The organism is Bacteroides sp. AN502(2024), from assembly GCF_041227145.1.
Taxonomy (GTDB): Bacteria; Bacteroidota; Bacteroidia; order Bacteroidales; family Bacteroidaceae; genus Bacteroides.
The window spans coordinates 2,760,210-2,775,952 of the sequence record NZ_JBGFSP010000003.1 but is presented as its reverse complement, the minus strand read 5'-3'; the positions used below and the strand labels follow the sequence as shown (position 1 = coordinate 2,775,952).

12 protein-coding genes are annotated in these 15,743 nt (G+C 42.1%); 6 read left to right on the top strand and 6 right to left on the bottom strand.

The genetic code is table 11. From position 1 onward, the window contains the following. Positions 1 to 47: 47 nt before the first annotated feature. Positions 48 to 1,025: a transporter gene (locus tag AB9N12_RS10770; RefSeq protein ID WP_369892051.1), complete on the bottom strand. Its 978-nt coding sequence runs from the start codon at positions 1,023 to 1,025 to the stop codon at positions 48 to 50. A gap of 81 nt (positions 1,026 to 1,106) precedes the next feature. Here AB9N12_RS10770 and AB9N12_RS10765 point away from each other — a divergent pair, with 81 nt between their 5' ends. The 3 genes from AB9N12_RS10765 to dnaA all read left to right on the top strand — a co-directional run bounded on the left by AB9N12_RS10765 (position 1,107) and on the right by dnaA (position 5,015). After that, positions 1,107 to 2,345: an N-acetylmuramoyl-L-alanine amidase gene (locus AB9N12_RS10765; RefSeq protein ID WP_369892049.1), complete on the top strand. Its 1,239-nt coding sequence runs from the start codon at positions 1,107 to 1,109 to the stop codon at positions 2,343 to 2,345. A 9-nt stretch (positions 2,346 to 2,354) separates the two neighbouring features. Next, on the top strand, positions 2,355 to 3,248 hold the full coding sequence (locus tag AB9N12_RS10760; RefSeq protein ID WP_369892047.1) for an MlaD family protein: 894 nt from the start codon (positions 2,355 to 2,357) through the stop codon (positions 3,246 to 3,248). A gap of 351 nt (positions 3,249 to 3,599) precedes the next feature. Then, positions 3,600 to 5,015: a chromosomal replication initiator protein DnaA gene (gene dnaA / locus AB9N12_RS10755; RefSeq protein ID WP_369892046.1), complete on the top strand. Its 1,416-nt coding sequence runs from the start codon at positions 3,600 to 3,602 to the stop codon at positions 5,013 to 5,015. A 74-nt stretch (positions 5,016 to 5,089) separates the two neighbouring features. On the opposite strand, the gene AB9N12_RS10750 is transcribed toward dnaA, so the two are convergent. Beyond that, on the bottom strand, positions 5,090 to 5,836 hold the full coding sequence (locus tag AB9N12_RS10750) for an NADPH-dependent oxidoreductase (protein ID WP_369892044.1): 747 nt from the start codon (positions 5,834 to 5,836) through the stop codon (positions 5,090 to 5,092). A gap of 284 nt (positions 5,837 to 6,120) precedes the next feature. Between AB9N12_RS10750 and AB9N12_RS10745 the strand changes: the two genes are divergently transcribed. From AB9N12_RS10745 to folB, 3 genes are all read left to right on the top strand, one after another. Next, the gene (locus AB9N12_RS10745; protein WP_369892043.1) at positions 6,121 to 8,664 is read left to right on the top strand and encodes an adenosylcobalamin-dependent ribonucleoside-diphosphate reductase; all 2,544 of its coding nucleotides are present in this window, start codon (positions 6,121 to 6,123) and stop codon (positions 8,662 to 8,664) included. Between the two features lie 131 nt (positions 8,665 to 8,795). Further along, complete coding sequence (locus AB9N12_RS10740; RefSeq protein ID WP_369892042.1) at positions 8,796 to 11,471, top strand: 4-alpha-glucanotransferase; 2,676 nt, start codon at positions 8,796 to 8,798, stop codon at positions 11,469 to 11,471. Between the two features lie 11 nt (positions 11,472 to 11,482). Then, on the top strand, positions 11,483 to 11,854 hold the full coding sequence (gene folB, locus AB9N12_RS10735) for a dihydroneopterin aldolase (RefSeq protein WP_369892040.1): 372 nt from the start codon (positions 11,483 to 11,485) through the stop codon (positions 11,852 to 11,854). Positions 11,855 to 11,938: 84 nt separating this feature from the next. Here folB and AB9N12_RS10730 read toward each other — a convergent pair whose 3' ends face one another. From AB9N12_RS10730 to mtaB, 4 genes are read right to left on the bottom strand one after another with little or no spacing between them, the layout of a single operon-like run. After that, entirely contained in the window at positions 11,939 to 12,463 is a 525-nt protein-coding gene (locus AB9N12_RS10730) for a methylglyoxal synthase (RefSeq protein ID WP_369892038.1), read from the bottom strand. A gap of 3 nt (positions 12,464 to 12,466) precedes the next feature. Beyond that, positions 12,467 to 13,495, bottom strand: coding sequence for a glycosyltransferase family 2 protein (locus tag AB9N12_RS10725; protein ID WP_369892037.1), 1,029 nt, complete (start codon positions 13,493 to 13,495; stop codon positions 12,467 to 12,469). After that, a complete protein-coding gene (locus tag AB9N12_RS10720; RefSeq protein ID WP_369892036.1) occupies positions 13,492 to 14,415 on the bottom strand; it encodes a lysophospholipid acyltransferase family protein in 924 nt (307 codons plus the stop codon). Before AB9N12_RS10720 ends, AB9N12_RS10725 begins: the two co-directional genes overlap by 4 nt. A 2-nt stretch (positions 14,416 to 14,417) precedes the next feature. Beyond that, on the bottom strand, positions 14,418 to 15,737 hold the full coding sequence (gene mtaB, locus AB9N12_RS10715; RefSeq protein ID WP_369892034.1) for a tRNA (N(6)-L-threonylcarbamoyladenosine(37)-C(2))-methylthiotransferase MtaB: 1,320 nt from the start codon (positions 15,735 to 15,737) through the stop codon (positions 14,418 to 14,420). Between the last annotated feature and the right edge of the window lie 6 nt (positions 15,738 to 15,743).

Sequence of the window (15,743 nt, the reverse complement as noted above, 5' to 3'; positions counted from 1 at the left end):
TCCTTACAGGCTCTTTCAATTCAACTTCTTGTTTTTCTTCGCCATAATTATGTTCTTATTTGGTTACCGATACGAATATCCCCATTTCTTCTCTTCTTCCACAACTGCCAGCTATTGATGATGTTTTGCCACAACACATACGAACCAGGAGCCACAGCGGACAATGGGTTTAGATAAGTATGTGCCATCCAAATAGCCAAAATCGTATTCTTTTGTCCCAGTGCCTGCCCGCCACTGATACGGTCATTATAAATAGAACCGATTGTCTTACCCAAAAAGAACTGCAAACAACAAGCTACTAAAGCCCCAATGGCAATCAGGATTTCCGTAAAACCATCCGCTGGCTCATGAAGTAATGAATAGAATGTTTGCGCTGTTACGATGGCCAGAGATACAGCCCACAGATAAAAAGCAAGCTCATGATACCCCAATAACTTCTGATGTGCTTTTGGCAAGCACTTACTCAACAACCAAGCAGCCAGAAAAGGACAAATCAACAACGGAAACACCTTACTCAAAATGACAAAGAATGCCGCTCCAAAAGTGATATCAGGATGTACCTCCACCCAAGGAAAAAGAACAGGTACGGCAATAGCCGCTCCAATATTCCCTATCAATGTATAAGTAGTCAAACTGGCCGCACTCCCTCCCAACTTAGAAGTAATCACCGCAGCAGCCGTAGCTGTCGGACAAATGATACAAACCATCACTCCCTCTGCCACAATTTTATCAAAACGATAAAGCAACAGATAAGCAACCAATGCTCCACCAATCTGAATCAGCAACAACCACAAATGAAGAGGTTTAAGTTTCAAATCACGGGGAGATACCTTACAGAAGGTCAATAGCAACATCGTAAAAATAAGATAGGGAGTCAAGAAAGAAAGACTGATAAACAGTGGATAACCTACAGCACCTACCAGCATAGCAATAGGTAACGTCCAATTCTTCAAAAACCTAAGCATCGTCGTACATTTTAACTTCGAAGCGCAAAGTAACGGAGATTTCAGGAAAAAAGCTATCATTAAACCGAAAAAAACACAAAACTTAATGGTAAATCATGAGTTTTCTACAAATTTCTACTACATTTGCACCATATTATAGATATGAAACTGAATAGATCGTACATATTATATATATTCATTTGCCTCTGGCTACTTTTTCTACCCTCATGTACCAGCCACTTATGGGGGAAAGATTTTGTAGTAGTTATTGACGCCGGACATGGCGGACATGATCCGGGTGCCATAGGCAAAATCTCGAAAGAGAAACAGATCAATCTGAACGTCGCCTTGAAAGTGGGAAATCTGATCAAAAAAAACTGTGACGATGTCAAAGTGATCTATACCCGCAACAAAGATGTCTTTATTCCGCTGGATCGACGGGCAGAAATTGCGAACAATGCAAAGGCCGATCTCTTTATTTCCATTCACACCAATGCACTGGCAAACAACCGCACAGCCAAAGGAGCTTCAACTTGGACGCTGGGGTTGGCCAAATCAAACGCTAATCTGGAAGTCGCCAAACGGGAGAACGCTGTAATCCTCTACGAAAGTGACTATAAAACAAGATATGCCGGTTTTAATCCGAACTCTGCCGAGTCATATATTATATTTGAGTTCATGCAGGACAAATATATGGAGCAAAGTGTACATTTGGCCTCATTGGTGCAAAAGCAGTTCCGCCAAACCTGTAAACGGGCAGACCGGGGAGTGCATCAAGCCGGATTCCTTGTCTTAAAAGCAAGTGCCATGCCCAGCATTCTGATAGAATTAGGGTTTATTTCTACTCCGGAAGAAGAACGTTATCTGAATTCCGAAGAGGGATCCGCAACGATGGCCAAAGGTATTTACCGAGCTTTCCTGAATTACAAACGAGAACATGAGCTACGTCTTACCGGAGCCAGTAAAACGATTATCCCAAACGAACAGGAAGAAAACACCCCCCCGGAAGTTACCCCAAAGGATACTGAAATCGTAAATACGGCTCCTAAACAGCAGGAATTATCAGCCAAAGCAACAACAACAGCGCCGAAGCGCCCCATTGTAGCAGAAAGTGCAACCGATGACAGTGACATTACATTTAAGATACAGATACTTACTTCTTCCAAGCCTCTCACCAAAAATGACAAACGACTGAAAGGACTGAAAGACGTAGATTATTATAAAGAAGGGGGAATATACAAATACACGTATGGGGCCTCTACCAATTACAACAAAGTGTTGCGTACGAAACGCACTATTATGGCACAATTCAAGGATGCTTTCATCATCGCTTTCCGGAATGGAGAGAAAATGGACGTCCGTGAAGCGATTGCCGAATTCAAAAAAAGAAAAAATAAATAAAAAGATAAAATGAAGTACATTACAAAAGAAGTCAGAATAGGTATTGCAGGTATCGTTGCACTATGTGTGCTTATATATGGAATCAACTGGCTGAAAGGTATACACATGTTTCAGCCTTCCAGCTATTTCTATGCCAAATTTGAGAATGTAAACGGACTCACAAAATCAAGTCCGGTATTTGCCGACGGTGTCCGTGTAGGTATTGTGCGCGACATCTTTTATGATTATTCCAAACCTCGAAATGTGATTGTCGAAGTAGAACTGGACACCGAACTGCGGATTCCTAAAGGAAGTACCGCCGAACTTGTATCCGAACTTATGGGAGGCGTACGTATGAATATTCTTCTAGCCAACAACCCACGTGAAAAATATGCCATAGGAGATACTATCCCCGGAACCCTGAACAACGGAATGATGGAGAGCGCAGCAAAACTGATACCGAAAGTGCAAGAGATGCTGCCTAAACTGGACTCTATCCTCATCTCCCTGAACAATATCTTAGGTGACAAGAGCATTCCCGCCACCCTGCACTCGATAGAAAAAACAACCGCCAACCTGGCAGTAGTCAGTTCACAAGTAAAAGGACTGATGAGTAGTGATATCCCCCAGCTCACAAGTAAACTGAACACCATCGGAGACAACTTTGTGGCCATCAGCGGAAATCTGAAAGAGGTGGATTATGCAGCTACTTTCAAAAAAATAGACGAGACATTGGCTAACGTAAAAATGCTTACAGAGAAACTAAATAGCAAGAATAACACACTCGGCCTGCTCTTCAACGACCCAACTTTATACCATAATCTGAACGCTACAACTGAAAATGCGGCCAGCTTATTAGAGGACCTGAAAGAGCATCCGAAACGATACGTTCACTTCTCATTATTCGGCAAGAAAGATAAGTAGCAAATTCTCATTATATAGATTTTATCTAAATAACGGGAAACTTTCCAAAGAAAGTAGATTGCTCTTCAAATGTCTATATATAAACCGAAATAATATTCCCGTACAAACGTACACAGATGAGGAAAAACGCTAACTTCAAATGCATAAGACGTTAATTTACACATACTTACAAAAATGCAAGAGAGGGTAAATTGAGTGTATCCAACAACAAATGCATAAGTCATTGAAAGTAAACGCATTATTGTTTACATGAAAAAAACAAGAAAAGAATAGATTTGTTTTTTCCGAATAAGATTCCGAATTTTGCAATGTAGAAGTTTTGCTTAATTAATAAATGTATTAAAAGTTACTATGATTGAATCAAATCATGTCGTACTTTGGAACCGCTGTCTTGAAATAATTAAAGACAATGTTCCCGATACGACATATAACACTTGGTTTGCCCCGATTGTTCCATTGAAATATGAGGACAAAACTTTGATCATACAGATCCCTAGCCAGTTTTTTTATGAAATTCTGGAGGAGAGATTCGTAGATCTAATACGCAAGACATTATATAAGGTTATTGGCGAAGGCACCAAGTTGATGTACAACGTCATGGTGGACAAGACTTCGATTCCGAATCAAACGGTGAATCTTGAAGCAAGTAATCGTTCTACAGCTGTTACCCCTAAAAGCATAACCGGAGGAGGAAACAAAGCTCCCGATTTCCTACAGGCCCCTGCTGTTCAGGATCTGGATCCGCATTTGAATCCTAATTATAACTTTGAGAACTTCATTGAAGGATACAGCAATAAACTATCAAGAAGTGTAGCAGAAGCTGTAGCACAAAAGCCGGGAGGGACCGCTTTCAATCCGCTGTTTCTTTATGGAGCATCTGGAGTGGGAAAGACACATCTGGCAAATGCAATAGGCACGAAAATCAAAGAAATTTATCCAGAAAAAAGAGTGTTGTACGTTTCGGCACATTTGTTTCAGGTGCAATATACAGATTCTGTACGCAATAACACGACCAACGACTTTATTAATTTTTATCAGACGATCGATGTATTAATTATTGATGATATCCAGGAGTTTGCCGGTGTCACTAAGACGCAAAACAACTTCTTCCATATCTTCAATCATTTACACCAGAATGGCAAACAGCTCATATTGACTTCGGACCGCGCTCCTGTATTGTTGCAAGGTATCGAAGAACGTCTCCTGACCCGCTTCAAATGGGGTATGGTAGCCGAACTTGAAAAGCCGACCGTAGAACTTCGCAAAGATATTCTGCGCAACAAGATACACCGTGACGGATTACAATTCCCGGCAGAAGTGATTGACTATATTGCTGAAAATGTGAATGAGAGTGTACGTGATTTAGAAGGTATCGTCATCGCCATCATGGCTCGTTCTACTATTTTCAATAAGGAAATAGATCTGGATTTGGCACAACACATTGTACATGGAGTGGTTCACAACGAAACGAAAGCTATCACCATTGACGATATTCTCCAAGTGGTATGCAAGCATTTCGATCTGGAGCCGTCTGCCATACATACAAAATCCAGAAAAAGAGAGGTCGTTCAAGCACGACAGATCGCCATGTATTTAGCTAAAAATCACACCGACTTTTCAACTTCCAAGATAGGCAAGTTCATCGGTAACAAAGACCATGCAACGGTACTTCACGCCTGCAAAACCGTAAAAGGACAATTAGAGGTAGACAAGAGCTTTCATGCAGAAGTGCAGGAAATAGAATCGTTACTGAAAAAGAGAAACTAAAATAGTGATCAGTGATTAATAAGCTGTGCATTTATAATGCTTAAAGTCGTTAATCACTAATCACTAAACGTTCATCACTCTTTCAAGAAGCCTTGTTGGCGGAGTACTTTCAATAGGTTTTCAGACATAAATTCGTTATCTTTCTTTGTATAACGCACATCTGTGAAAACCTGAGCCAACGTCTCTTTTTCATTTTCCTCGACAAACTGCTTATTCTCCGGCAATGATTCTTTGTAAGCATAGAGCTTATCGATCTCTTCCTCTGTATAGTCGTGATATTTTTCGTTGTGCACAACAGCTTCCAAAGGTAAACGGTCGACTTGGGCGGGAATACCATCCGGGTATCCTACCGTTATTGTTGTAAGAGGAAATACCAATTCTGGCAGTTGAAGAATATCGATAATCATTTGAGGATTATAAGTGGTAGTCCCCAGATAACAAATGCCGAGTCCTATTTCTTCTGCCAGTGTACAGAAAGTCTGAGCAACGAGCAAAGTATCCATGGACGCATTCATAAAAGACATTAAATTATCATAGCCGGGCACGGCTTTCCGTTGTTCACACCATTTGCTGAAACGACGGAAATCAGCACAGAAAGTCAATACAACCGGTGCGTTTTTAACCATAGGCTGATTGAAATGGGCAGGCGAAAGTTTTTCTTTCATTTCTGCATCACGAGTCACAACTACACTATAAAGTTGCATCCCCCCCATCGTAGAAGCACGGAAAGAGGTTTCGAGCAAATCATTTAACAAACTCGAATTTATATCTTTAGGTAGATATTTTCGGATAGTTCTTCTGTTCTTTACGGTTTCAAACATATCTTTTTTTTGCAAAGATATAAAAAGGAAAAAACATTTCACCACACTATTCCAATAGAATAGTTTTCTTTTTGGAAAACTTTAACCTTTAAACAAAGTTCGCTTCCATTTGTTTATCAAGCACTTAGCATCAACGAATAGAAAACTTACAACCTGTTAATAAATTATTTCATTTTCATTTGGATAGATGAAAAAACATTCTTAGCTTTGCGGACACATTTGTTAACGGTAAGTAAACTTCTACACATTACTTATTAAAAATAAGATTTAGCATAAATTGAATCGTGGAAAAACAGATTTATTCTTACGACGAAGCCTATGAAGAATCTTTACGATATTTTCAAGGCGACGAGCTTGCTGCAAGGGTTTGGGTAAACAAATACGCAGTAAAGGATTCTTTCGGTAACATCTATGAAAAGTCCCCGAAAGACATGCATTGGAGAATTGCAAATGAAGTGGCACGCATAGAATCGAAGTATCCGAATGCATTGACAGCCAAAGAACTGTATGATTTATTAGATCACTTCAAGTACATCGTTCCCCAAGGTAGCCCAATGACAGGCATCGGTAACGACTATCAAGTTGCATCACTATCCAACTGCTTCGTTATTGGAGTGGATGGTGCAGCCGACTCTTACGGCGCTATCATCAAAATCGACGAAGAACAGGTACAATTGATGAAAAGACGCGGTGGAGTAGGTCATGACTTATCGCACATTCGTCCGAAAGGTTCTCCCGTTAAAAACTCGGCACTGACTTCTACCGGTCTTGTTCCGTTTATGGAACGTTATTCGAATTCGACTCGTGAGGTAGCTCAAGACGGACGTCGCGGTGCATTGATGTTGAGTGTATCCATCAAGCATCCGGATTCAGAAGCATTCATTGACGCTAAGATGACTGAAGGCAAAGTGACCGGAGCAAATGTTTCTGTCAAACTGGACGATGCTTTCATGCAGGCTGCCGTAGATAAAAAGCCGTATGTACAGCAATATCCTATCGATTCTGCCAAACCGACATTTACCAAAGAGATCGACGCTTCTACCTTATGGAAAAAGATTGTTCATAATGCATGGAAATCAGCAGAACCGGGTGTCCTGTTCTGGGATACAATTATCCGTGAATCCGTGCCAGATTGCTATGCAGATCTAGGCTACAGAACTGTATCTACCAATCCATGCGGAGAAATTCCCCTATGTCCTTACGATTCATGCCGCCTGTTGGCTATCAATCTATATTCTTATGTGGTGAATCCATTCAAGCCGGATGCTTATTTTGATTTTGATTTGTTCCAAAAGCACGTAGCTCTCGCCCAACGTATCATGGATGACATTATCGACCTCGAGCTCGAGAAGATCGAACGTATCATGGACAAGATTGACGAAGATCCGGAAAATGAAGAAGTAAAACATGCGGAACGCACGCTTTGGGAGAAAATATATAAAAAGAGTGGACAAGGTCGCCGTACGGGTGTAGGCATCACGGCAGAAGGCGATATGCTCGCTGCTTTGGGATTACGCTATGGAACGGAAGAAGCGACGGAATTCTCTGAGAAAGTACACAAGACAATAGCTCTCGGCGCATACCGTTCTTCTGTGGAAATGGCCAAAGAACGTGGGGCTTTCGAAATATACAGCAGTGAGCGTGAACAGAACAACCCGTTCATCCAACGCTTGGCAGCAGCTGACCCGGAACTGTATGAAGATATGAAGAAATACGGTCGCCGCAATATTGCCTGTCTGACAATTGCTCCAACCGGAACCACCAGTCTGATGACGCAGACCACTTCGGGTATCGAGCCTGTATTCCTGCCAGTCTACAAACGCAGAAGAAAGGTTAATCCGAATGATACGAATGTACATGTAGACTTTGTAGACGAAACCGGAGATGCATTTGAAGAATATATCGTATTCCATCACAAGTTTGTGACTTGGATGGAAGCTAACGGATATGATCCGACAAAGCGCTATTCCCAAGAAGAAATTGACGAACTGGTAGCCAAATCTCCTTATTACAAAGCAACTTCCAACGATGTCGACTGGTTGATGAAGGTGAAGATGCAGGGAAGGATCCAGAAATGGGTAGACCACTCCATCAGCGTGACGATCAATCTGCCGAACGATGTAGACGAGGATTTAGTAAACCGCCTGTATGTAGAAGCATGGAAATCCGGCTGTAAAGGCTGCACTGTATATCGCGACGGATCACGCTCCGGAGTTTTGATTTCTACTAAATCGAATAAGGAAAAGAAAGAGGAGCTGCCTCCTTGCAAACCGCCTACGGTTGTAGAGGTACGCCCGAGAATATTGGAAGCAGATGTTGTCCGTTTCCAAAACAACAAGGAAAAATGGGTGGCTTTTGTCGGATTATTGGATGGACACCCTTATGAAATATTCACAGGTTTGCAAGATGATGATGAAGGTATCTTGTTGCCTAAGAGCGTGACTTGCGGACGTATCATCAAAAATGTAGATGAAGACGGAACCAAACGTTACGACTTCCAATTCGAGAACAAACGCGGATATAAGACGACCATTGAAGGATTGTCAGAGAAGTTCAACAAAGAATACTGGAACTATGCAAAATTGATTTCCGGCGTACTCCGCTACCGGATGCCGATTGAACAGGTTATCAAGCTGGTTGGCTCTCTCCAATTGAACAGTGAAAGTATCAATACTTGGAAAAACGGTGTGGAACGTGCATTGAAGAAGTATATTCAGGATGGTACGGAAGCCAAAGGAAAGAAATGCCCGAACTGTGGCAATGAGACATTGGTTTATCAGGAAGGCTGTCTGATTTGTACTACTTGCGGTGCTTCCAGGTGTGGGTAATGGTCCTATGTATGTTAATTAATATATAAACAAAAGATTAAAAGGAGCCCGGTGCGGCTCCTTTTATTTTTTATTCAAAAAAATGTCTTATACTTGCAGTGTTTTACATATACAATTAAAATCTAATATATATGATTCTATCATTTAATATTGAATATCGCACCAGCTGGGGAGAAGAAGTAAAAATTTCCGGTTTATTTCCGGAATCAATACCTTTACGCACCACCGATGGCATCTATTGGACGACGGAAGTTGAGCTTGAAGTCCCCCAAGAAGGGATGTCTATCAATTACAGCTACCAGATAGAACAAAACGGAATCGTTATCCGCAAGGAATGGGACAGTTTTCCGAGATCCCTTTTCATATCAGGTACTTCCAGAAAGCGATACAGAATCAATGATTGTTGGAAAAATATCCCGGAACAATTATATCTTTATAGTTCTGCTTTTACAGAAGCCTTACTGGCACATCCCGAGAAAGAGAATATCCCGCAAAGTTATAAGAAGGGACTGGTTATCAAAGCCTATGCCCCGCATATCAACAGAAATGATTGTCTGGCGATTTGTGGTAACCAGAAATCATTAGGTCATTGGGACCCGGACAAAGCGGTTCTTATGAGTGATGCCAATTTTCCGGAGTGGCAGATAGAACTGGATGCCAGCAAACTAAAATATCCGCTGGAATACAAATTCATCCTCTACAACAAACAAGAAAAAAAGGCGGACTGCTGGGAGAAAAATCCCAACCGTTATTTGGCAGATCCGGAGCTGAGGACAAACGAAACGCTCGTGATCTCCGACCGGTATGTATATTTCGACACTCCCGTCTGGAAAGGTGCGGGAATCGCTATACCTGTATTCTCTTTAAAATCTGAGAAAAGTTTTGGAGTAGGTGATTTTGGTGACTTGAAACGCATGATTGACTGGGCAGTGCGCACTCATCAAAAAGTCATTCAGATTTTACCGGTCAACGACACCACCATGACTCACACATGGACTGATTCTTACCCCTATAACAGCATTTCCATTTATGCCTTCCACCCGATGTACGCGGATATCAGGCAAATGGGAACTCTGAAAGACAAAGAAGCTGCATCGAAATTCAGTAAAAAGCAGCAGGAACTGAACAGCCTGCCTACTATTGATTATGAAGCAGTCAACCAGACCAAATGGGAGTTTTTCAACTTGCTATTCCGCCAAGAAGGAGAAAAGGTTTTGGCTTCCAAAGGTTTCAAAGACTTCTTTGAGACCAACAGAGAATGGCTGCAACCCTACGCAGTCTTCAGCTATCTGCGCGATGCTTACAAAACGCCCAATTTCCGCAAATGGCCGAGGCACTCCCTTTATGATGCGAAAGATATAGAAAAAATGTGCCGGCCGGAAAGTGCAGATTATCCTCATATCTCATTGTATTACTATATTCAGTATCATCTGCACCTGCAATTGCGATCTGCGACCGAATATGCCCGCCAACAGGGTGTCGTATTAAAGGGAGATATTCCAATCGGAATCAGCCGCAACAGTGTGGAAGCCTGGACAGAACCCCATTATTTCAATTTCAACGGACAAGCCGGTGCTCCCCCCGATGATTTCTCCATCAACGGACAAAACTGGGGATTCCCCACATATAACTGGGATGTCATGGAAAAAGACGGTTACCGCTGGTGGATGAAGCGTTTCCAGAAAATGGCGGAATACTTCGATGCTTACCGAATCGACCATATTCTCGGATTCTTCCGTATCTGGGAAATACCAATGCACTCCGTACACGGATTGCTAGGTCAGTTTGATCCTTCTCTCCCAATGAGCCGGGAAGAAATCGAAAGTTACGGTCTCACGTTTCGGGATGAATACCTGATCCCATCCATTCATGAATCTTTCCTTGGACAGCTGTTCGGACCACATACCAATCTAGTAAAACAAAACTTCCTCCAATTAGTTGGCGACTCCGGTACCTATCGCATGAAGCCGGGATTCGAGACACAGCGGGAAGTAGAACAATTCTTTGCCGGCAGAAATGATGAAGATAGTATCTGGATTCGGGAAGGACTTTATTCGTTAATCAGCAACGTTTTATTTATTGCGGACAAAAAAGAGAAAGGAAAGTATCATCCCCGCATCGGTGTACAACGGGATTACGTATTCCGATTACTAAACGAAGAAGAGAAAAAGGCCTTTAACAAACTATACGACCAGTATTATTATCATCGACACAATGAGTTCTGGTATCAACAGGCCATGAAGAAGTTACCCCAACTGACACAATCAACCCGTATGTTGGTTTGTGGAGAGGATTTGGGAATGATCCCCGCTTGTGTATCATCAGTGATGAACGATCTCCGTATTCTTAGCTTGGAAATTCAACGGATGCCTAAAAATCCAATGTATGAATTCGGGAATTTGAATGAGTATCCATACCGGTCTGTCTGCACAATCTCTACCCACGACATGTCTACTCTGCGAGGCTGGTGGGAAGAAGATTATCAACAGACCCAACGATACTATAATACAACATTAGGGCACTACGGCACCGCACCGACAAGTGCGACTCCGGAGCTATGCGAGGAAATCGTACGCAATCATCTCAATAGTAACTCTATTCTCTGTATCTTATCTTTCCAGGACTGGTTATCGATAGACGAGAAATGGAGAAACCCGAATGTGACAGAAGAACGAATCAATGTTCCGTCAAATCCGCGAAATTATTGGAGATACCGGATGCACCTCACATTGGAGCAGTTGATGAAAGCAAAAACGCTCAATGATAAGATTTGTGAACTGATAAAATACACAGGAAGATTACACTAAAAAGACAGTATATGAAAATAAACAGTAGCTATATTCTTTTGAAAGGAATTCGTTGTTACGCCTATCATGGAGTTACACCGCAAGAAAATCTAATTGGAAATGAATATATCATTGACCTGAAAGTGAAAGTGAATATCAGCAAAGCGACCCAGACAGACGAAGTTGCCGACACTGTCAACTATGCCGAAATACATCAGGTGATAAAAAATGAAATGGCTGTTCCCTCAAAATTGCTGGAACACGTTAGCGGACGGATTATACAAAAACTCTTTGACCAATTCCTCTGTATTGAAGAAATAGAACTCCAGCTTTCCAAACGAAATCCACCGATGGGAGCAGATATAGAGTCCGCAGGAATTGAGCTACACTGCAGCAGGAACTAAGGTATCAATAACATAATCCGTATCATCCGCCTTCCTTTTTTAAGCAAAATCTACTGTTATTTTCACAGCCGGAAACTATCCGGCTTACTTTCTTTTCTTTTTCCTTCTATTTACCGATTCTACCGCCTCTGTCACCACAGGTTTATTTTGGAACCGCTTTGTATAGCCGGAATAGTCCGGATGAATGCGTTCGTAACCTGGATCCATAAATAACGGACTGGAAATAATATGATCCGCCGTAGAACGATTACAACAAAAAACAATATTTTCTACACCAGCCAAGCGGGTTAATGCCTTCACATCCGTATCATGCGGTTGCAGTGTCATTGGGTCAGTGAAGAAAAAAAGATAGTCAATCTGTCCATCCACAATACGTGATCCCATCTGTTGGTCACCACCCAACGGACCTGATTTTAAAATCGTAAAATCCCATTCTTCATTAGGGTGCTTCTCTTTCAATGCTTCCAGGATCAAAGTACCGGTAGTACCTGTACAATAGAATTTATTTCCCATCAACAGTTCCGAGTTCCACAATACCCATTCGATGAGATCTTTTTTCATCGCATCATGCGCTACCAGCCCGATGCCTCTTCTAATCTTTGCTTCCATTTGCTATCCTTTTAAATCCGACAATTGAGAGAATCTTTTGCATCCTCTCACATAAAACTGCCACAAGATACTACTTTTTATTCGTTCAGGTATTGAATTCAACGTTTTTTTTCTCCTATTTTCTTCACGAGACCAAAAAAATGAAGGACGTAGCTGTCGATACTCTTTCCGTGCACGCATGACAGCACGAGCATTGCCCCAATGCCCCTGCAACAAGAAACGAAACGCTGCCACATAATCAAGACAGGCCCGGATACGCATCACTTTATTTAACTCCTCCTGTGGAAGATTCTTATAAAGCATGACAAGATTATTACGGAAATTAAGGAAAGTCTTATGAGGATTCTCTTTTTTAAGGGTAGCTCCCCCCACATGATAGACAACACTTTGAGGCACACAGACTATTTCACGCCCTCGTGAACGGAGTCGCCAGCACAAATCTATTTCCTCCATGTGTGCAAAAAAACGTCCATCCAATCCTCCGGCATTCATATAATCAGCGCGTCGGATAAACAGGGCTGCCCCCGTCGCCCAGAAAACGGGAATCACTGTATCGTACTGACCTTCATCCTTCTCCACAACGCCCATAATACGCCCCCGACAGAAAGGGTAACCGTATCTATCTATAAAACCACCGGCTGCCCCAGCATATTCGAAATATGCTTTGTGTCGCCGGCTCCGTATTTTCGGCTGACAGGCAGCCACCTCCGGGTGAGCATCCAGATAAGCAACCATTGGTTCCAGCCAATGCTCCGTCACCTCGACATCCGAATTCAAAAGCACTACATATTCCGCATCGACCTGCTGTAATACCAAATTGTATCCGTCTGCAAAGCCATAATTCCGATCGAGCACAATCGTTTTGACAGAAGGAAATTCCTGCTGAAGCAATGTCACAGAACCGTCCGTAGAGCCATTATCAGCCACACAAACCTCCATCCCCTCCCCTTTCGAATAGCGGACAACGGACGGAAGAAAAGTACGGAGCATATCACACCCGTTCCAATTCAAGATTACAACTGAAACTTTCATTGCTGTCCTTTCTTCTTGTTCAATTCTTCCTGTTGTTCAGCTTCCTCTCTGGTTAATTTCCAGCGTTTATGAGACCACAACCAATATGCCGGTTCCCTACGAATCGTCAGCTCCAATCGGTGAGCAAACATTTCAGTGATTTCTCCTTCCTTGGTTTCTTTCGGCGTCTCCGTCATTAGTTTGAATTCCGCTTCACAATATCCTCTGCGTCTCTTACTCAGTTCGCAATAGAAAATAGGGAAATTCATCATTTTAGCAATACGCTCGGCACCATTCAGAAAAGCAGTCTCCTGCCCTAAAAAAGTAGTCCAATATCTATCAAATCCGCTGGGCCATTGGTCGGTAATCAGACCGACTACCATTTTTTTCCCATCACGCTTCAACTTAATAACTTCGCGTGCAGTAGAATGTTTGGGAATATTATATCCTCCGAAACGAGATCGGATACGCTTAAAAAGTTTATCCAGATATTGATCTCTCAACGGTTTATAAACCTGCACAGGAACATCTCCGGGTTTCATGATTGCACCCATGCCAATCAACCATTCATAATTGGCATAATGAGGAATCATCACAATAATGCCTCCGTACTTTTCAGTCAGTTCCAGATATTGTTCCGTATTCTTATAAGTCATTCTCACACAAAGCTCTTCGGCAGACATATGCAACAATTTCAAATCTTCAAGCATATAATCCGACAGATAGCGATAGAATTTGCGTTCTATCTGCAATCTCTCGGCATCAGTTTTTTCCGGGAATGATCTCAACAGGTTTCCCCGAACTACTTTCCGACGATATTTTCCAATATGATACATCAGCAGATAATTCAAATCCGAGAACATATACAAAACCCGGAACGGAAGTGCCGAAAACAGCCACATCCCACTATATACCAACCAGTAAATAAGTTTTGTTCCCATACTTATATCAGAATTGTACCTCTAAGTGCTGTCATCTCTTCATTAAAATCTCCCAAACATACATTGACCACCCTATTATCCAATGAATCATTGCTTTCCACCTCTATACGTATATAGTTCTCCGTAAATCCATGCATCGGAGCACCCGTCTTCGGTTTTTCCATCAGAACCGGCATTATCTGCCCAATATGACGGGCATAAAAGGTCTGCGTTTTTTGATCCGACAGTGTCAATAAACGTTGACTACGCTGATGTTTCTCTTCCTGAGAAACCACATATTCAATTTTTAAGGCTTGCGTTCCAGGACGTTCGGAATAACTAAACACATGCAACTGTGTCACATCCAGCCCCTCAAGAAACTGATAAGTTTGTTCAAAATATCCGGGCGTTTCACCACGAGTCCCCACAATTACATCCACACCGATAAAAGCATCTGGCATCACCTCTTTTATCTTCTTTACTTTCGAAGCAAAAAGAGCCGTATCATAACGACGACGCATTAACTCTAAAACCTCATCACAACCAGACTGCAAAGGAATATGGAAATGGGGCATAAAACTACGGGAGTGAGCTACAAATTCAATGATCTCATCAGTCAACAAATTAGGTTCTATAGAAGATATACGATAGCGTTCGATTCCATCTACCTGATCCAACGCTTTTACCAGATCAAAGAAACTCTCTCCAGTTGTTTTACCAAAATCTCCGATATTCACTCCGGTCAAAACAATTTCCTTTCCTCCTTCAGCCGCCGCCTGACGGGCCTGCTTAACCATGGAATCAATGGTCCCGTTACGACTTCGTCCCCGGGCAAAAGGAATCGTGCAATAAGAACAAAAATAATCACATCCATCCTGTACCTTCAAAAAGAAACGGGTACGGTCTCCCCTTGAACACGAAGGAGAGAATGAACGGATATCTTTGGTTGCAGTAGTGATGGCTTCTCCTTTTTCATGCTTTTGGAGGTCGCCCAGATATTGAAGCAGTTCTCCCTTCTGTTCCGCTCCCAGCACTATATCTACTCCATCTATCTTTGCTACGTCACCAGGCTTCAATTGCGCATAACATCCGGTCACTACCACAAAAGCGTCAGGATGCTGTTTTACCAGGCGATGAATAGCCTGCCGACATTTCTTATCTGCCATCTCCGTTACCGAACAGGTATTTATCACACAGATATCCGCTTTCTCTCCTTTGCGCACAGTCCGAACTCCTGCTTCACGCAGAATTTTACCGATAGTTGAAGTCTCTGAAAAATTTAATTTGCAGCCTAAAGTATAATAAACGGCTGTCTTATTTTGAAATACAGTAGTATCTATCATAAGCTG

Bases quoted from the DNA above. Each gene is read 5' to 3' on its own strand.
- AB9N12_RS10730 (WP_369892038.1), bottom strand. From the start codon at position 12,463: ATGGAAGCAAAGATTAGAAGAGGCATCGGGCTGGTAGCGCATGATGCG.
- folB (WP_369892040.1), top strand. From the start codon at position 11,483: ATGAAAATAAACAGTAGCTATATTCTTTTGAAAGGAATTCGTTGTTAC.
- AB9N12_RS10740 (WP_369892042.1), top strand. From the start codon at position 8,796: ATGATTCTATCATTTAATATTGAATATCGCACCAGCTGGGGAGAAGAA.
- AB9N12_RS10725 (WP_369892037.1), bottom strand. From the start codon at position 13,495: ATGAAAGTTTCAGTTGTAATCTTGAATTGGAACGGGTGTGATATGCTC.
- mtaB (WP_369892034.1), bottom strand. From the start codon at position 15,737: ATGATAGATACTACTGTATTTCAAAATAAGACAGCCGTTTATTATACT.
- AB9N12_RS10770 (WP_369892051.1), bottom strand. From the start codon at position 1,025: ATGATAGCTTTTTTCCTGAAATCTCCGTTACTTTGCGCTTCGAAGTTA.
- AB9N12_RS10750 (WP_369892044.1), bottom strand. From the start codon at position 5,836: ATGTTTGAAACCGTAAAGAACAGAAGAACTATCCGAAAATATCTACCT.
- AB9N12_RS10760 (WP_369892047.1), top strand. From the start codon at position 2,355: ATGAAGTACATTACAAAAGAAGTCAGAATAGGTATTGCAGGTATCGTT.
- AB9N12_RS10765 (WP_369892049.1), top strand. From the start codon at position 1,107: ATGAAACTGAATAGATCGTACATATTATATATATTCATTTGCCTCTGG.
- AB9N12_RS10720 (WP_369892036.1), bottom strand. From the start codon at position 14,415: ATGGGAACAAAACTTATTTACTGGTTGGTATATAGTGGGATGTGGCTG.
- dnaA (WP_369892046.1), top strand. From the start codon at position 3,600: ATGATTGAATCAAATCATGTCGTACTTTGGAACCGCTGTCTTGAAATA.